This is a genomic window from Bacillus sp. TH30 (genome assembly GCF_016650875.1).
GTDB lineage: Bacteria > Bacillota > Bacilli > Bacillales > Bacillaceae_G > Bacillus_A > Bacillus_A mycoides.
The window spans coordinates 2,139,508-2,156,805 of the sequence record NZ_JAEKEY010000002.1 but is presented as its reverse complement, the minus strand read 5'-3'; the positions used below and the strand labels follow the sequence as shown (position 1 = coordinate 2,156,805).

Genomic DNA, 17,298 nt, shown 5'->3' with positions numbered 1-17,298 from the left:
TGATGGCAGAGCAATTAATACCAATTCAGTGGAAAGATGATGCTTTAGTGTTATTGGATCAAACGGTATTACCGAACGAAGTAGTCTATGAATCTTTTAAAACGGCTGAGGGTGTGTGGGATGCGATTCAAGTAATGAAAGTACGAGGAGCGCCGGCAATAGGTGTTTCAGCAGCCTACGGTGTATATTTAGGAGTAAAGGAAGTTGCGGAAAGTTCGGCGGAAGAATTCATAGCGGAAGTAAAAAAGGTATGTGCATACTTAGCGACATCAAGACCGACGGCAGTAAATTTATTTTGGGCGCTTGAAAGAATGGAAAGTGTCGCGAAAGAGAATGCTCACTTATCAATTGCGCAGTTGAAAGATAGATTATTAGAAGAAGCAAAAGAGATTCATAGAGAAGATGAAGAAATTAACCGTCAAATTGGAGAACATGCATTAACATTATTCCATGATGGCATGGGGGTATTAACGCATTGTAATGCAGGTGCGTTAGCAACGACTAAGTATGGCACTGCGACAGCTCCAATGTACTTAGCGAAAGAAAAAGGATGGGACTTAAAAATCTATTCCGATGAAACACGCCCTAGATTACAAGGTTCAACGTTAACGGCATTAGAACTGCAGCGAGCGGGAATTGATGTAACGGTCATTACAGATAATATGGCGGCAATGGTCATGTCACAAGGGAAAATCGATGCAGTAATCGTTGGATGTGATCGTGTAGCAGCAAACGGGGATGTAGCAAATAAAATTGGAACATTAGGTGTTTCGATTTTGGCTAAATATTATAACATTCCGTTTTATGTAGCAGCACCAACGCCGACAATTGATTTGAAAACACTGACAGGAAAAGAAATTCCAATTGAAGAAAGGGATGCTTCTGAAGTGATCAATCGTTTCGGACAATACTCTGCTCCGCAAGAAAGTAAAGTATACAATCCGGCATTTGATGTCACGCCATATGAAAATGTAACAGCGATTATTACGGAAAAAGGAATTGTGAGAGCACCGTTTATGGAGAATTTAAAAAAGCTATTTCAATAAGTAGATAGTTTTTAGAAAAATAGTCATCATAAGTTTCTTACTAGGGGGATGTATATGTTACTGCAAAAAGAAAGAGAAGAAGTTGTAGCGTACGGAAAGAAAATGATTTCTAGTGGTTTAACAAAGGGGACTGGCGGTAATATTAGTATTTTCAATCGTGAACAAGGTCTTGTTGCAATTAGCCCAAGTGGTCTAGATTATTATGAAACGACGCCTGAAGATGTAGTTATATTGAATTTAGATGGTGAAGTGATAGAAGGAGAGAGAAAACCATCAAGCGAATTAGATATGCACCTTATCTATTATAGAAATCGTGAAGATATAAATGCGCTTGTACATACACATTCTCCTTATGCGAAGACAATCGCATCATTAGGATGGGAACTTCCTGCTGTATCATATTTAATTGCTTTTGCAGGTCCGAATGTTCGCTGTGCACCATATGAAACATTTGGTACGAAGCAATTAGCAGAGGCTGCTTTTGAAGGAATGATTGATCGTCGTGCAGTTTTACTTGCGAATCATGGTTTAATGGCTGGTGCAAATAATATAAAAATGGCGTTTACTATTGCAGAAGAAATAGAGTTTTGTGCTCAAATTTATTATCAAACGAAAAGTGTCGGAGAACCGAAATTACTGCCAGAAGACGAGATGGAGAATTTGTCGAAGAAGTTTGAAGGGTATGGACAGCAGTAAAATGAAATGAAAACACCCTCAAGAAAAAATCTTGAGGGTGTTTCTTACACTTTCTTAAGCAACAAATACATAAAGTAAGGTGCACCAATTAAAGCAACGACAATACCAGCTGGAATACCGCTAGGTTCGACGATATTTCGTCCAATTGTATCCGCTAGTAGTAATAACCATCCGCCGATTAAAACGGCGATAGGGATGAATATTTGATGCCTTGGACCTACTAAAGATTTGGCGATGTGAGGAGCCATAAGTCCGATAAAGCTAATGCCTCCTGTTACGGAAACAGCAGCGGCAGCAAGTGCAACGGCTGCGATTAATAAGTATCTTCGTTCTTTTTCAATTTCAATTCCAACACCGATTGCTACTGGTTCGTTTAATGCTAGTATATTTAATCGATTTGCTTTATAGAAGACAAATGGGATTAATACGATTAGCCATGGAAGCATTGCTAAAACAAATGTCCAGTCATCTCCCCAAATGTTTCCGGCAATCCATTTAGCGATAAAGTCTACTTTCATACGATCTGCAGATGAAATAAGTACAATCATCGCGCCAGATAGTGCAAAGGAAAAACCGATGCCGGTTAATGTTAATCTTATTGGCTGAAGGCCTGTGGATTTGCTATATGAAAATACGTAAATTAGAACAGCTGTTAGAAACGCACCGATAAATCCAACGACTGGTAGTAGGTAAAGAAATGAACTTACGTCTATCGGGAAGTATAGAAAGAAAACAGAAACTGCAACACCAGCACCAGCGTTAATGCCGAGAATACCAGGTTCAGCTAAATCATTTCGGGTAATACCTTGTAATATAGCACCTGATAAAGCGAGTGCCATACCGGCTAATAATGTAATGACGATTCTAGGTAGCCTTAAAGAATATAAAACGAATTCTTCTTTAAATGTACCTTGTCCCATAAGTGTTGGGATTAATCTGTCATAGGAGAGAGCGGCAGAACCGAGTCCCATTCCAATTACAATTGTTGTGATGGTAAGTATGAGTAATGCAAGTATGATAAGGCGTTGTTTCTTTATAATAGATTGCATCATGAGAAAGCTCTTCCTCCTTTACGAACAATGAATAGGAAGAATGGTAATCCTACAATTGCGACGATTGCAGCAACTGGTGTTTCATACGGAGCGTTAATTGTACGTCCGATTGTATCTGCGAGCAGCATAAAGGAAGCACCAGCGATCGCTGACATCGGTATAACAAAACGGTAGTCTGGCCCAACGATTGGACGAACCATATGGGGTACCATAAGGCCGATAAATGCCATGTTTCCGACAAGCGCTACAGAAGCACCTGCAAGCAAAATAATAATGATAAATAAAATCGTTTTAATGACGATAATTTTTTGACCGAGTCCAACGGCAACTTCTTCACTGAAACTAAGAACTGTTAATTTCTTTGCAAGTAAGATAGCGATAAATATACTTATTGAAATAACCGGAATAATAATTTTTAATTGGCTCCAACTCGTTCCAATTACGCCCCCAGCCGTCCACATTGATACATCTTGTGAAATTTTAAAGTAAATGCCAACACCTTCTGAGATTGCAAGTAGAAATGCTGAAACAGCAGCACCAGCTAATACAATTCGAAGAGGGGAAAGTCCGCCCTTTTTCACCATGCCAATTCCAAATACCATAATAGCGCCAATTGCAGCACCGATAAAGCAAGCTAGTGTTAAGTAAAGGTAGCTTATAGAAGGATTGAAGGCAAGTGTTAGTGCAAGTGCAGCATTTGCGCCACCAGTTAGGCCAAGTAATCCAGGATCGGCAAGTGGGTTTCGCGTTAATCCTTGCATAATTGCACCAGAAACAGCGAGTCCAGCTCCTACAAAAATAGCAGCAACTTCACGTGGTAAACGTATTTCACGAAGGATGGATAGCTTATCTCCTTTAGCAGAGGAAGTAAGTGCTAACCATACGTCTTTTATAGAAGTATCTGCAGCGCCTAACACCATTGCAAACATAAAAATAAGAAAGAATGCAATGATACTCAAAATTAATTTGTATGTAAAAGCGTTGGAACGTAGGTTGTCTTGCTCTTTTTTCATTCGTTTCACATCTTTTCTTTTCATAGAATAAAGGAAGAGGAATTCTTAAATTAAGAATTCCTCATGTTTGTATTATTGACCAAGAAAGCTCTTCTTGAAGAAGTCTAGTTGGAAATCTAATGTAAGTGGATCATTGAAATAGAATTCCATCATGTTTGCTTCATATACACGATTATTTTTTACTGCTGGAATGTTTTTATATGATTCTGTCTCTTGGAATGAGTTATCAGTATCTTTGTTTTTACTTACGATTAAGTAATCACCAGCAAACTCAGGTAATACCTCAGTAGATAATGCGTAGTATCCTTCTTTTAAAGCTTTTTCTTTTACTTTTTCAGGCATTTTTAATTTCATTTCTTGGTAAAGAATTTCTGTTCCGCGGCCCCAGTTTTCGCCGTATACGTAAAGCTGTTTGTTGAAGTTTTCAACAACAGAAACTGTTGCATCTTCACCAATCTTCGCTTTAATGTCTTTTCCAGCTGTTTGTGCGCGTTTCTTGAAATCATCAACCCAAGTTTTTGCTTCTTTTTCTTTATTTAATAATTTACCGATTTCTAAGTGTTGTGTTAAGTAATCAACTTTTCCGTAAGTGTATGTTACAGTAGGAGCGATTTTCTTTAACTTATCAACATTTTTAATATTTGATAAACCAATGATTAAATCTGGATTTAATTCTGCAATCTTTTCAACATTCTCATCTGATACTTCAGCGACATTTTTAAGCTTACTATCGAAACGTGGGTTTTGTTTAGACCATGAATCTACCCCAACAAGATTTACACCTAATGACATTACGTTACCAGCGAATGATGATAGGACAACAACACGTTGTGGATTTGCTGGAACTTCAACTTTACCATTTTCAGATTGGTATGTAATTGTTTCTGATTTCTTACCTTTTGTGTCGTTCTTCTTGTCTGTTGAACCATTGCTACAAGCACTCATAACAAGGACGAACAGAACTGTTAGTGAAATAAATAATTTTTTCATCGTCTTTCTCCTTTAGATAGATGATATGTGATATACAATAAATTGTTTAGCTTTGATCTTTTGAAAAGTTAGTGGTAATACAAAAGTCTTATTAACAATCTTGAACTTGAGATTTTACCATATAGTATTCACCATAGTAATAGAAGAAGATGTAATCTCACAGTTGCTAATAATTAACAAATTGATAATGATTATCACTATTGATTCTTTAAATACTATAATTTTATATAGGTCTATTGTCAATAGTGATTTTGATTGTAAAATTTATAAAAACAAGTTATATTTTATTGAGAATGATAATCAATTATTAGTAGCTGAGGAGTGACACGAATGAATCAAGAAGAATTGTTTGATGTAACTGTGATAGGCGGAGGACCTGCAGGGCTTTATTCAGCTTTTTATAGTGGACTAAGAGAGATGAAAACGAAAATAATAGAATTTCAACCACAGTTAGGTGGTAAAATACATGTTTATCCAGAAAAAATGATTTGGGATATCGGCGGATTGTTACCGGTTACTGGTGAGAAATTAATTGAGCAACTTGTACAACAAGGATTAACATTCCAGCCAGAAGTTGTATTGAATACAAAAATAGAATCAATTATTCGTAATCAAGATGGGATTTTCACATTAAAAACAAGCTCTGGGGAAGAACATTTTTCAAAAACAGTGATCGTCGCAACTGGGAGTGGTATATTGAATCCACAAAAGTTGTCAATTGAAGGTGCGGAGAGATTTGAAGTCTCAAATTTAAATTATACAGTTAAATCGTTAAAACGTTTCAAAGATAAAACGGTAATTATTTCAGGTGGAGGGAACTCTGCAATTGATTGGGCGAATGAATTAGAACCAATCGCGAAAAAAGTGTACTTAACATATAGAAAAGAAGAATTATCTGGTCACGAAGCACAAGTAAAACAACTTATGAATAGTTCAGCAGAATGTTTCTTTAATACATCGATTACAAAATTAATTGCTGGTGATAACCATGAAGCGATTGAATATGTAGAATTAACAAATCATGAAACTGGAGAAGTTTCTCATTTATCTATCGATGAAGTTATTATTAATCATGGATATGAACGCGATATAACATTATTAGAAAATAGTGAGCTAGATGTTGCTATTGTTGATAATTATTATATTGCAGGGAATGCAAATAGTGAGTCCTCGGTAGACGGATTATATGCTGCTGGAGATATTTTAAAGCATGATGGAAAATTACATTTAATTGCAGGAGCATTCCAAGATGCTGGAAATGCTGTGAATAAAGCGAAACAATTCATTCAACCAGATGCAAGTGAGTACGGAATGGTTTCTTCCCATAATGAAGTATTTAAGAAGAGAAATCGAGAATTGATTAAGCAGATGATGAAATAATAAAGGAACAAGTATACCCCCATTTACATCTCTATTTCTATGGACGAGAGATACAAATGGGGTTTTTCCTGTTTACTATATTTTCAATCATTTTCATGACACCGTTTTCATTAGTTCATGTCATATGAATGTATTTCTATAAAAAGGGAACACAAAGACTTGAACATTTTATTTGTAAATCTTTCTAGGAAACAATGAATCTATAGTTGGTTTGTGCGGACCATTATTAAATTATGCTGTCCCTTTTTCCTGTTCATTAGGAAATGGAATATTTTGTATAGAAACAATGTATTGTTTTCCATGTTGTCGAGCCAATGATTCTAATATTTGACGAACGCGTTTTGTAAGATTGCCTTGTTTTTTTATAGCTTCACAATATGCATCATAGAAAACGTATTTAGCCCAAAGGAAATCATCTTGTTGGAATAAGAAATGATTTTTGTACCATTCACCAATCGTATGATAACAATTATTTTCATGTACTGCTGCACTTTGTGAAAGAATACGATCGGATAAAGACTTAGATAGATGAGAAATTGTGTTTTCTGTTTCAACTCGTAATGTTTTTTCTAACATTGTAATGATGTGACGAGTAGCCATATGTTAACTCTCCTTTGTGTAAATGGGTAATACCATTCTATATTTAAAAAAATACTTACTATACTATTATACAATATATGGAATGCATCTACCTGCTTTTTAATTTGTATTTACAAAATCTTTTTTATTTGTTTACAAAAATAAAGTAAGATACATTATGTATATGAAAAAATAATAAAGGAATGAACACATTGTATATAACGATAGAAGAGGCTGCGGAGTATTTGAAATTACCAAAATCGTATGTTGAAGACTTAATTCAGCAAAAGAAAGTTCGTGCATTGTTTGATGGAGAGCAATATTTAATAAATAAGGAACAGTTTAATACACATTTAGAACAAATGGAGAAATATAAGCAGTTAGTGGAAGAAATATTAAATGAACCAATTCCAGAAGATATGGATGTTAAAGACGAAGATTAAATTTATAAAAAGCCCCCGTATTAAGATATGCAGAAATGTATCTTAATACGGGGGCTTTTTATATTAAGGGATGAAAAAGTCATCCGAAATCCTAGAGTTACTTTAAGGGAAAGAAGATTTTATGGGGATTAGTATTATTAGTTAAAAGCATATTTTTTCATAGCGGGGACAAACATAGCGAACATAACCTGTACAGATACATATACTATCAGTGCAAAAGCTTATAAATTAATGGAAGGGGTTTTCTCGTGAGTTTATTTCATTGTGATTTTTTGAAAGACTTAATTGGATCTTACGTGAGAGTAAACAGAGGTGGTCCAGAATCTCAAAAAGGAATAATAGTCGCAGTATGTTCGGATTACTTTGTATTAAAGAGTGAAAAAGGAGAGCTTTCTTACTATCAGCTTCGCCATCTAAAAAGTGTTACAAAAAATACGAAAGATTGTGAAGCAGATGATTATGGATGGTTGGAATATGAAGATGACTTTGAAAAGCTACTTCAAAGCTTCAAATATCGCTGGGTGAAAATTAATCGGGGTGGCCCAGAAAAAATTGAAGGTATTTTACAAGATGTTTCTTGTGATTATGTGACATTAATTGTAAAAGAAGAAGTTATATTAATCTCAATAGCTCATATTAAGAGTGTTAGTTATAGCCCAGTAGTGTGCGGAGAGAGCGAAGAAAGTAACAGTGAAAGCAACAGTGAAAGCAATAATTCAGGTCGAATTCGTGCACAAAGACAATCAAGTAGAGGAAGATAATAAGGAAGGAGGATACGAACTTGGAGAGCGTATTATGCTGTGATCAAATTAAAGGTTTAGTCGGTGAGAATGTAAAAGTAAATCTGCGCGGACCAGAAAGTCGAGTAGGTGTACTGTTATCGTTAGGAAAAGATTACCTTACACTACAATTACCTCATGGAGAAGTAGTGTATTATCAGCTGAAACATGTGAAGAGTCTAGTCAAGAAAGTGAAAGAAACAAAATGTGACGATTACTATGGTTCATGTTTCTATTCTGATGAAGATACTTTTTTTGATGTATTAAAAGACCTGAAGTATAAGTGGATAAAGATTAATCGCGGTGGACCAGAGTGTGTAGAAGGTTTATTAAGTGAAGTGCATGAAGAATGTATTATACTAGTAAACTGTGATGAAGTTATTTATATAATTAATTATCATATTAAGAGTGTGAGTCAAGTAGTGAAATGTAAAAAGAATGAAGATGAATAATGTTTAATAAATAAGAGGGGCATTATGATTGGAAGTAAAGAACGATTTCATAGTTCGCTACAATTATGAACGATATATGAAAAGGATCTCTTACTATTAAAAGACAGAACATTGCCCTGATTATTTTTTTAGAAATGGAAGGCAGGAAAAGTAGTATTTTATAGAAAGGAGGATATAGATGAATGAGTTAAACAAAAATATTGGAGAAAATATATACGTTAAATTAATCGGTGAAAAAAGATTTAAAGGTGTATTAATTGATGTAGGAAATGATATTGTAGTTCTTTACAATGGACAAGACTATGTATATATATCTTTATACCATATCCAGTATTATAAATTTTTAAGAGAGCATGATGAAGAAATATTAAAGCCTGGTGTGGACTCTGTAATTAAGAGGGAATCACCTTCAATTTCTTTGAGAAAAGTATTAATCACATCTAAAGGGATTTTTACAGAAATTTATGTGGCAGGAAATGTTCCGATACACGGTTATGTTACAAGTGTGATGAACGATTATATTGTTTTTTATAGCCCTGTTTACAAAACTGTATATATATCTTTAAAGCATTTGAAGTGGTTAATTCCTTATAAAGAGAACCAAGTGCCTTATTCCCTCAATAAAAATGAACTCCCCGTAAATCCATTAAATATTACTCTAGCTAGAACTTTTGAAGAACAGCTTATTAAAATGTCAGGGAAAATTATGGTGTTTGATTTAGGCGAGGAATCTAATAAAATCGGAAAGATGACGAAAATTGATGAAGGGCATATTGAAATATTAAAAGCACGTGACGCAAAAATGTACGTGAATATTCAACATGTGAAATCTGTCCATTGTCCGTAGGCTAGTTGAAAGGGCTGGCTTTTTCTTTTATATATAGGGAAGAAAAGGTCGAGCCTATTTGTTTAATTCGATTTGGATATGAGGGGGAAATGAATTGAATATCATATAGGTATGTTAGTGTGATCTTTGAAGGGGCAATCTTGTACTAAAGGTGTACGAGCTACCTTTTTGTGTATTCAACTTACTTTTGAGGAAGTGCTGCTCAACTACTTTATTAAAGGGGTTTTGTTTGTGGAGCAGTTTCCAGATTCGTTTTCGATTACATTACTTGGCAGTGCTGGTGGAGCAGCAAAAGCAGTGTTAGCAATTTTGAATCAAGCGGTAGTAAATGAAAAAGATCCAATTTATGAAGTGATAAAGAATGTGAACTTCCATTTGGTGGATATAAAGCAAAAAGATAAAAGTTATTATGATGAGTTGTTTCCAAATTTGAAAGAGCAATTTTTTTTATATGAAATAAACCTTCAAGATGTAGTCAAATTTAAACATCATTTAAAGGAAAAAAGAACGAAGGTTGTTATTGATGTTTCAGGTGCAGATACAATTAGGGTACTGAGTTGTTGTAATGACCTTGGCATTTGTTATATTAATTCGGCTTTGGAAAATGAGGCAGTAGATCAAGACGATAGTTTACTTGGTTTTCAGCTTACGGAAAGGTATACGAGGTTTGAGAAGGAGAAAGAAACATTTACAAATACAAGAGCGATTATAGGCTCAGGTATGAATCCTGGTGTTGTTCAATGGATGGTTGTTGAGCTTATGAAAGAACGTCCAAATGAAAAGCCGCGAGCATGCTATATTGTAGAACATGATAATTCATTTTTGAATGATAAAGAGCTTATAAAACCTCATACACTTTATGCATCATGGGCAGTTGAGCGTTTTCTTGATGAAGCGATATGGAGTTATCCTATGTATATGAGTCATCATCGTCCACTTTACTTTTATGAGGATGTATATGCTTCAGAGTATAAAGTAAAGTTAGGTGAAAAAGAATTTTATGGTTGCTTAATGCCACATGAAGAAGTTTTAATTTTAGGGAAATCTTTTAATATGGAAGTGGGTTTTCTTTATCGGATCAATGAGTATACAACAAACTTAATTAGACAGAACTTAGACAAAGTGGAAGATTTATGGAATTGGAATCGTAAAGTATTTAATCCAGCAGAAGATGATATTATAGGAGAAGATTTAGTCGGTGTGTTACTCGTTTATGAACATAATGAGACATACATGTATAATGTAATGAATAGTAGCCAAGTTTTTCAAAAATATAAAACAAATGCGACGTACTTCCAAGTAGGGTGTGGAATTTATGCTGGCTTATGTAGTTTACTGTTAGATACTTTTGGACAAGGCGCTTATTATGTAGAAGAATTATTATTAAATACTGAAAGTAAGTATGGGGAATATTTAAATTTATATATGAAGGATTTTGTAGTAGGACATAATAATTTCACAGATGGATTGCTAAATGATAGGGTAAGATGGATATAAATTGTAACTGAAAAGGAAGGAGATGTATCTCCTTCCTTTTAGTATTAGAAGGTTACATGTTGCCCTGAAAGCAATTTCATAATTATAATTTAAAGAGATAACACTTGAAATGTTTTTTTGTATTGATCAAGAGGAGTTTTTATATGAACAAATACAAGAGCTTGATTTATGAAGAAAGAGAAGCTTTAAAAGTATTTATATTATTATTCTATATTATATTCTTTTTATATGACGTTATCTATTATTTTATTTATCCCGCTATGAATATTAATGAAGCAAGGGTAGGGTGGCCAGAAGGTGGTATGGGAATAGGTGTATATATATTAGTAATATCTTTATTTCCTATTTCAATATATCTTCAAAAACAAGGTTATGAATATTTTGTGAAATACTTATTTTTAATTGGGTATATGCTTATTGATCTTATTAATAACTTAATGATTTATTTACACAGTGATCGTGTTTTTGAAAATGGAAATATGGTTGAAATATTTTTAATTTTATTTGCACCGATTTTCGTGAACAGAAAATATTTTTATTTCGTTTCCTGTAGTGTAATTGGAAAATATGTATTTTTTACTTTGATATTACAAGATGTAAAAGTTGTGATTCCGCTTGTATTATGTATATTCTTTTTCATCATTTCGCATTCTTTATTAAAGAGATTTCAATCTTATGTAAGGACAGTTGTTGAGATGATGAACAGTATGAAAGAGACAGAAAATTTAGCGGTTATTGGGACTATGTCTACGACAATCGCTCATGAAATTCGAAATCCATTAACAGCTTTAAAAGGATTTACACAAATTCAAAAAGAAAGAAATCCTGAAGATACGATGAGCTATGAGATTATGCTGCAAGAAATTGAGAGAATTAATGGGTTTGTTAGTGAATTGATGTTATTAGGAAAACCGAAACCAACAAATTATGAATGGTGTAATATAGGGGAAATCCTTTTATATGTTGTACAGTTAATGGAAAGCTATGCGACTCAATATAAAGTGAAATTTAATTTGCAAGTAGATGGAAATTTACCCGTTATAAATGGTGATGATAAGCAATTAAAACAAGTGTTGTTAAACATCATCAAAAATGGAATTGAATCGATGCCAGGAGGCGGGAATATTCAGATTCTGGCATATGAAAAAGCTGGAGAGAACTTGTGTATTTCTGTTGAAGATCAAGGTCTTGGGATAGAAAATGAGAAAATAGAAAAGATCGGAAAAGCTTTTTATACAACAAAAGAGAATGGTACAGGTCTTGGATTAATGATTACATATAAAATTATTGAAGAACATCAAGGGAGTATCGCGATTGAAAGTAGTATGGGGATAGGAACGAAAGTGGAAATTTATTTACCAACAGTGTAGTGCATTAGACGAAATTACTTTTCAGAAAAGTGTTCTTGTTGTGTAAATATAAACATTTTATAAAATGTTTCAAGAAGGGTTTTTTTTATAAAAAACTTCGTTTATAATGGAGGAAAATATCGACATAGAGCTTTTAGCTCATGTAACGGTTCAGTAGTGTTATGAAAAGAAAAGAAAAGAAGGGGTGCACGCGCATCCTTTTTTCTATGCGGATATGATGAAAGGGGTGGTATGATGGAATTAACATTAAATTCGACTGTATGTTTACACACGATTCAATTTCGAAAAGAGCAAAAGAACTATATTGTAAAAGATACGATTACAGGAGAGACATATGAAATGCCGCCACTTTGGATTGATGCACTAGCAATGATGCGTGACGGTTTTTTATTGGGAGAAATTGAGGAGAAATTAAAAGAAGAATATCCAGCAGAAGAAGTAAATATGGTAGCATTTACGAGGCAACTGTTAGAGCTAGAACTTGTCGAAATGGTAGATGGAGAAGAGATAGCTTGTACAAAGAAGAAAGATAAAGATTATTTAGCTTGGATACGACCAAGGGTGGAGCAATTCTTTTTTAACTTAAATAAAAAATATAAAAGCAAAGGTCAAAAGTGATCTTTGCTTTTTTTGTAGACCATGTTTAAAAAATAACAGCGAATGCCCTTGCGAAAGCACCGTCACTATTTTTAATTTTTAAAGGTGCTGCTGAGAAAAAGAATCGTTTCGCTTTAATGGCATCTAAGTTTGTTAAGTTTTCAATTAAGTAAATATTATTTCCTAACAGTATGTGATGAATCGGTGATGTTTCTGTCGTTACCTCATCAGGAGAAATAAAATCTAAACCGACAGATTTTACTTTTAATTGAACTAGTTCTTCAGCTAATTCTTCGGAAAGATAAAACGCTTCTTTCTCATAAGCTTCGGTATTCCATTTATTAGATAGATTGGAATGGAAAATGACAATATCGCCTTCTTTTATGTCGACAGTATGTAATACTTCCTTAGGTAATTTTCGCTCTTGAACATGAGTCACATCGATAAGAACAGCTTCGCCTACAAATTGATTTAGGGGTAATTGATCAATAGTGGTTGCGCCTGAAATGAAATGAGCAGGCGCATCACAATGCGTACCAACATGAACGACAGAATGAAAATCCGTAACTTGATAACCTGTTTCTTCAACGCTTGTAATGGCTTCTAGTTGGATTTTTGGTGTTCCAGGAAATTGAGACATATTATTTTCAAACGTTTGTGATAGATCAATTACTTTCATTTTACATACCTCCAATATATTTTTTTCAAATAATAAAAAGCCCATCCTTCATAATCAAGAAAGATGAGCTTTACATACTAGTTGAGTTTTATCTTCCAAAATGCAATGCATTTTGCAGGAATTAGCACCTATTCAGTTTGCATAAACTGAGGTTGCTGGGCTTCAAAGGACCGGTCCCTCTGCCTCTCTTGATAAAGGTTTATTTGGTTTTAAATTCGGAATATTCGTGATATTTAAATTGTAATTCATTTCCTTTTTTCGTGCAATACAAATTAGGTGTTCACCCAAATAAAGTTGCTCGCATATTGTAGCTTATGTAAGTAGACTGTTGCGAAGGAGTGAGTGCAGTGACAGGGAATGTATTAAATTATTATGCCGGTGGAAATACAGCTAGAGGATTTCATAATTTATACGAAGAGAATTTGAAGGGGCTAGACAGGTTGTTTATTTTAAAGGGAGGCCCAGGAACAGGAAAATCTTCTTTAATAAAGGCAATAGGGCGTGAATGGGTTGAAAAAGGATATGATATTGAACTTTTGCATTGTTCTTCTGATAATAAGTCAGTTGATGGGGTGATTATTCCGAAATTAAAAGTAGGAATTGTTGATGGAACATCACCGCATGTTATTGAGCCGAAAATGCCAGGAGTTATTGAAGAGTATATAAATTTAGGAGTTGCTTGGGACTCAGATAAATTAAGAAAGCAGAAGTTAGAAATTGAACGGTTTGTATCAGAAGCGGGAAAGGCTTTCAAATCTGCTTACGGATGTTTTAAAGAGGCATTAGTTATACATGATGAGTGGGAGAAAATATATATTAATAACATTGATTTTAATAAAGCAAATGAACTAACAGAACAGCTAATTCAGAAATTATTTGCAGATAAAAAGGGAAAACAATCGATTGTGAAACATCGTTTTTTAGGAGCTGCTACACCGAAAGGAGCAGTTGATTTTGTTCCTAATTTAACAGAAGGATTACCACATCGTTATTTTATAAAAGGACGCCCGGGTTCTGGAAAATCAACAATGCTTAAAAAGTTATCGAAGGCAGCAGAAGAAAAAGGTTTTGACGTTGAAGTATATCATTGCGGATTTGACCCGAATAGTCTTGATATGGTTATCGTAAGAGAATTAGGATTTGCAATTTTTGATAGTACCGCACCACATGAATATTTTCCAAGTCGCGAAGGTGATGAGATTATAGATATGTATACTCTTATTGTTAAACCAGGGACGGATGAGAAGTATGCTACAGAAATTCGTGATGTTTCCATTCAATATAAAGCAAAAATGAATGAGGCAATGTCTTTCTTAGCAAAAGCAAAATCAGTTCGTGATAAATTAGAACGAATTTATATTGCTGCTATGGATTTTTCAAAAGTGGATGCATATAAAGAGGAAATTCAAAAAGAGTTTGAACGAATTACTGCTACTGTAATTGAAAAGAAAAAATAAGTGCTTTATTGAGCTGTCAGAAATTGTCTGACAGCTGTTTTGGTATATAGTAAAATTAGTCGTATATTTGTCGAATTCCCAGGGAAATAATCAAAAAATGGAGATGGTATGAAATGAGAGAGAAAATTGAATTAGAACTAGAGCGAATTGAAAAAGAGAATGGTGTGAAAATTTTATTCGCTGTGGAATCAGGGAGTCGGGCGTGGGGGTTTCCATCGAAAGATAGTGATTATGATGTTAGGTTTGTTTATATACACCCTGTAGAATGGTATTTATCAATCCATGATAAGCGTGATGTAATCGAATATCCAATTAGTGATGATTTAGACATAAGTGGTTGGGATATTAAAAAGGCATTGCAACTATTCGCGAAGTCAAATCCAGCTTTACTTGAGTGGATTCGATCACCAATTTTTTATTCGAAAAACTCTAACTTTCCAGAGCAGCTTCAGCAAAAGAGTGAAAAGAATTTTGATCCAAAAGCAACGATATATCATTACTTACATATGGCTTCAAAAAATTATCGTGAATTTTTGCAAGGTGAAAATGTAAAGTTGAAAAAGTACTTTTATGTATTACGTCCTATTTTAGCTTGTCAGTGGCTAGAAGAGAAAGGGACATTACCTCCAGTAGAATTTGACCGATTACTTATAGAACTATCTATAGAACGTAGTGTATTGAATGAGATTGAGAAGTTGTTAGTAAAGAAAAAAGCGGGTACGGAATTAGATGTTGGATTGAAAGTTCAGGCGTTAAATCAATTTTTAGAAGAACAAATTGATTATTATCAGCAATACGTGAAAGGGATTGAAAAGGGATTAGGGATTGATATTGAGAGTTTGAATACATTATTTCGAGATATGTTGTTTGAAGTATATGAAAAAGAGCACAAGTGAGTTTGTGCTCTTTTTTATCCCGCATTAACGGGCAGTAAGACTCCCACCTCAAGATTCGGCTGGAGCGAAGAAGTTAGGTGGGAGGTCAACTGCCCGTAAACGCCCGATTGGTGAGGGCTGATTAAAGTTTCACTTTATTTTGTAGGAATAAAGAAAACAGATATAGCTGCGATAAGACCTGCAAAGGAGAATAAGTAAAAATTCCACGCCAAGTCATATTGCATTGTCATAATAATACCGACAAGAATAGGGCCAGCAATCGCACCAACTCGGCCAAGTCCAAGTCCCCAGCCTAAGGAGGTAGCTCGTATATGTGATGGGAAGTATTGTGTTACATAAGCATTTAATATTTGAGTAATACCGACTGATCCAATTCCAGCAAGACCAATTAAAAGATAAATGATTGTAACAGATGGTTTAATTGTTAATAGTCCAATACATATGGCTGCCATAAGATAGGAGATACTAATAACAATTTTTGCTCCTATACGATCGGCAATCGCCCCAGCAAATAATGCACCGATAGCTGCAGTAATATTTAGTATAAGTAGAAATGATAAACTAGATCCAAGAGGGTATCCTGCCTGGCGCATCATCTGTGGTAGCCAAGTATTTAAACCGTATATTAAAAACATTCCCATTATATAAGTGAGCCAAAAAAGTAGTGTTGCTTTTATGTAATCTTTTGAGAATAACGTAAGAAATCCATTTTTCTTTTGTATATTAGATGGTGTTTCAGGAATTTCATCTTTTACATGGAATTCAATTTGAAAGCGATTAAGAATTTTATTCACTTCTTCTTGTCGATTTCGCGATAATAAAAATTGAATGGACTCAGGTAAATAACGAATAATGAAAGGAATGAGGAGTAGCGGAATCATTCCGATGCCAAACATAATTCTCCATCCGAAATCTTCTAGCATAAACATGGATAAAATAGCGCCTAACACGATACCTAAAGGATAGCCGGTAAACATAAGAGCATAAATAAAAGATTGCCGTTTTTTTGGTGAATATTCAACAGTAAGTGCTGAGGCCGTTGGGATAACACCGCCTAATCCGATTCCTCCGATAAATCGAGATAACCCAAATAATTCAGGAGAAGGAGCAATTGCAGCTAAGCCCATTGTGATAGAAAAAAGGGCTAAACAGCATATAAGTGTCCATTTTCGTCCAATTAGATCTGTAATGGTTCCAACTAGAATAGCACCAATAAACATCCCAAATAAAGCATAGCTGGCAATTGTTCCAGCGTGGGCTGGTGATAGTGCCCAGCTTTTGTCTTCTAGGAGCTTTGGCAGAACGGCGCCGTAAATACCTAAATCATATCCGTCAGCTAGAATGGCTAGCCAACAAATAAAAACAACAAGTTTTGTAATAGAACTTGAAAAGATAGTTTCTGTAGATTCTAGATGAGGTGGAGCAGAAGGTTGCATAGTATTCACTCCTTTTATTTGTAGATGAATATATTATTTTATTTAATGTTAATATTTTCCTGCGCATGTCGAAATTTATATGAAAAGGT

The 17,298-nt window shown here is 34.4% G+C and carries 18 protein-coding genes and 1 riboswitch; of the genes, 12 read left to right on the top strand and 6 right to left on the bottom strand.

What is annotated here, in order from left to right; translation table 11 throughout:
* The first annotated feature begins 2 nt into the window (after positions 1 to 2).
* Both mtnA and JFU20_RS13200 read left to right on the top strand, forming a co-directional pair.
* A complete protein-coding gene (gene mtnA / locus JFU20_RS13205; RefSeq protein WP_002124936.1) occupies positions 3 to 1,046 on the top strand; it encodes an S-methyl-5-thioribose-1-phosphate isomerase in 1,044 nt (347 codons plus the stop codon).
* Positions 1,047 to 1,100: 54 nt separating this feature from the next.
* On the top strand, positions 1,101 to 1,742 hold the full coding sequence (locus JFU20_RS13200; protein ID WP_002010177.1) for an L-fuculose-phosphate aldolase: 642 nt from the start codon (positions 1,101 to 1,103) through the stop codon (positions 1,740 to 1,742).
* Between the two features lie 44 nt (positions 1,743 to 1,786).
* Here JFU20_RS13200 and JFU20_RS13195 read toward each other — a convergent pair whose 3' ends face one another.
* Genes JFU20_RS13195 through JFU20_RS13185 form a run of 3 tightly spaced genes read right to left on the bottom strand, consistent with a single transcriptional unit; the run spans position 1,787 to position 4,797 of the window.
* The gene (locus JFU20_RS13195; RefSeq protein WP_201038684.1) at positions 1,787 to 2,794 is read right to left on the bottom strand and encodes a FecCD family ABC transporter permease; all 1,008 of its coding nucleotides are present in this window, start codon (positions 2,792 to 2,794) and stop codon (positions 1,787 to 1,789) included.
* Positions 2,791 to 3,831, bottom strand: coding sequence for a FecCD family ABC transporter permease (locus JFU20_RS13190; RefSeq protein ID WP_002167028.1), 1,041 nt, complete (start codon positions 3,829 to 3,831; stop codon positions 2,791 to 2,793). Before JFU20_RS13190 ends, JFU20_RS13195 begins: the two co-directional genes overlap by 4 nt.
* A 48-nt stretch (positions 3,832 to 3,879) precedes the next feature.
* Positions 3,880 to 4,797 carry an iron-hydroxamate ABC transporter substrate-binding protein gene (locus tag JFU20_RS13185; protein ID WP_002091285.1) on the bottom strand — a complete coding sequence of 306 codons (918 nt, stop codon included), beginning with the start codon at positions 4,795 to 4,797 and terminating at the stop codon, positions 3,880 to 3,882.
* 330 nt (positions 4,798 to 5,127) lie between these two features.
* Between JFU20_RS13185 and JFU20_RS13180 the strand changes: the two genes are divergently transcribed.
* Positions 5,128 to 6,177 carry an NAD(P)/FAD-dependent oxidoreductase gene (locus JFU20_RS13180; RefSeq protein ID WP_002091284.1) on the top strand — a complete coding sequence of 350 codons (1,050 nt, stop codon included), beginning with the start codon at positions 5,128 to 5,130 and terminating at the stop codon, positions 6,175 to 6,177.
* 231 nt (positions 6,178 to 6,408) lie between these two features.
* On the opposite strand, the gene JFU20_RS13175 is transcribed toward JFU20_RS13180, so the two are convergent.
* Entirely contained in the window at positions 6,409 to 6,777 is a 369-nt protein-coding gene (locus tag JFU20_RS13175) for a hypothetical protein (RefSeq protein ID WP_002010187.1), read from the bottom strand.
* Positions 6,778 to 6,959: 182 nt separating this feature from the next.
* Between JFU20_RS13175 and JFU20_RS13170 the strand changes: the two genes are divergently transcribed.
* The 7 genes from JFU20_RS13170 to JFU20_RS13140 all read left to right on the top strand — a co-directional run bounded on the left by JFU20_RS13170 (position 6,960) and on the right by JFU20_RS13140 (position 12,762).
* Positions 6,960 to 7,199: a helix-turn-helix domain-containing protein gene (locus tag JFU20_RS13170; protein ID WP_002010190.1), complete on the top strand. Its 240-nt coding sequence runs from the start codon at positions 6,960 to 6,962 to the stop codon at positions 7,197 to 7,199.
* Between the two features lie 248 nt (positions 7,200 to 7,447).
* A complete protein-coding gene (locus tag JFU20_RS13165; RefSeq protein ID WP_033716066.1) occupies positions 7,448 to 7,960 on the top strand; it encodes a hypothetical protein in 513 nt (170 codons plus the stop codon).
* 20 nt (positions 7,961 to 7,980) lie between these two features.
* Entirely contained in the window at positions 7,981 to 8,430 is a 450-nt protein-coding gene (locus tag JFU20_RS13160) for a hypothetical protein (protein WP_002016711.1), read from the top strand.
* A 178-nt stretch (positions 8,431 to 8,608) separates the two neighbouring features.
* Positions 8,609 to 9,277: an LSm family protein gene (locus tag JFU20_RS13155; RefSeq protein ID WP_002016710.1), complete on the top strand. Its 669-nt coding sequence runs from the start codon at positions 8,609 to 8,611 to the stop codon at positions 9,275 to 9,277.
* 231 nt (positions 9,278 to 9,508) lie between these two features.
* Entirely contained in the window at positions 9,509 to 10,774 is a 1,266-nt protein-coding gene (locus JFU20_RS13150) for a hypothetical protein (protein WP_002016709.1), read from the top strand.
* A 143-nt stretch (positions 10,775 to 10,917) separates the two neighbouring features.
* On the top strand, positions 10,918 to 12,144 hold the full coding sequence (locus JFU20_RS13145; protein WP_002016708.1) for an ATP-binding protein: 1,227 nt from the start codon (positions 10,918 to 10,920) through the stop codon (positions 12,142 to 12,144).
* 234 nt (positions 12,145 to 12,378) lie between these two features.
* Entirely contained in the window at positions 12,379 to 12,762 is a 384-nt protein-coding gene (locus JFU20_RS13140) for a hypothetical protein (RefSeq protein ID WP_033708170.1), read from the top strand.
* Positions 12,763 to 12,787: 25 nt separating this feature from the next.
* On the opposite strand, the gene JFU20_RS13135 is transcribed toward JFU20_RS13140, so the two are convergent.
* Positions 12,788 to 13,420, bottom strand: coding sequence for a cyclase family protein (locus tag JFU20_RS13135; RefSeq protein ID WP_002167025.1), 633 nt, complete (start codon positions 13,418 to 13,420; stop codon positions 12,788 to 12,790).
* 85 nt (positions 13,421 to 13,505) lie between these two features.
* A riboswitch (SAM riboswitch) is annotated at positions 13,506 to 13,618 on the bottom strand.
* 149 nt (positions 13,619 to 13,767) lie between these two features.
* Here JFU20_RS13135 and JFU20_RS13130 point away from each other — a divergent pair.
* The gene (locus tag JFU20_RS13130) at positions 13,768 to 14,877 is read left to right on the top strand and encodes a PRK06851 family protein (protein WP_002167024.1); all 1,110 of its coding nucleotides are present in this window, start codon (positions 13,768 to 13,770) and stop codon (positions 14,875 to 14,877) included.
* A gap of 113 nt (positions 14,878 to 14,990) precedes the next feature.
* The gene (locus JFU20_RS13125; protein WP_002016703.1) at positions 14,991 to 15,773 is read left to right on the top strand and encodes a nucleotidyltransferase domain-containing protein; all 783 of its coding nucleotides are present in this window, start codon (positions 14,991 to 14,993) and stop codon (positions 15,771 to 15,773) included.
* 134 nt (positions 15,774 to 15,907) lie between these two features.
* On the opposite strand, the gene JFU20_RS13120 is transcribed toward JFU20_RS13125, so the two are convergent.
* Positions 15,908 to 17,209, bottom strand: coding sequence for an MFS transporter (locus JFU20_RS13120; protein WP_002016702.1), 1,302 nt, complete (start codon positions 17,207 to 17,209; stop codon positions 15,908 to 15,910).
* Between the last annotated feature and the right edge of the window lie 89 nt (positions 17,210 to 17,298).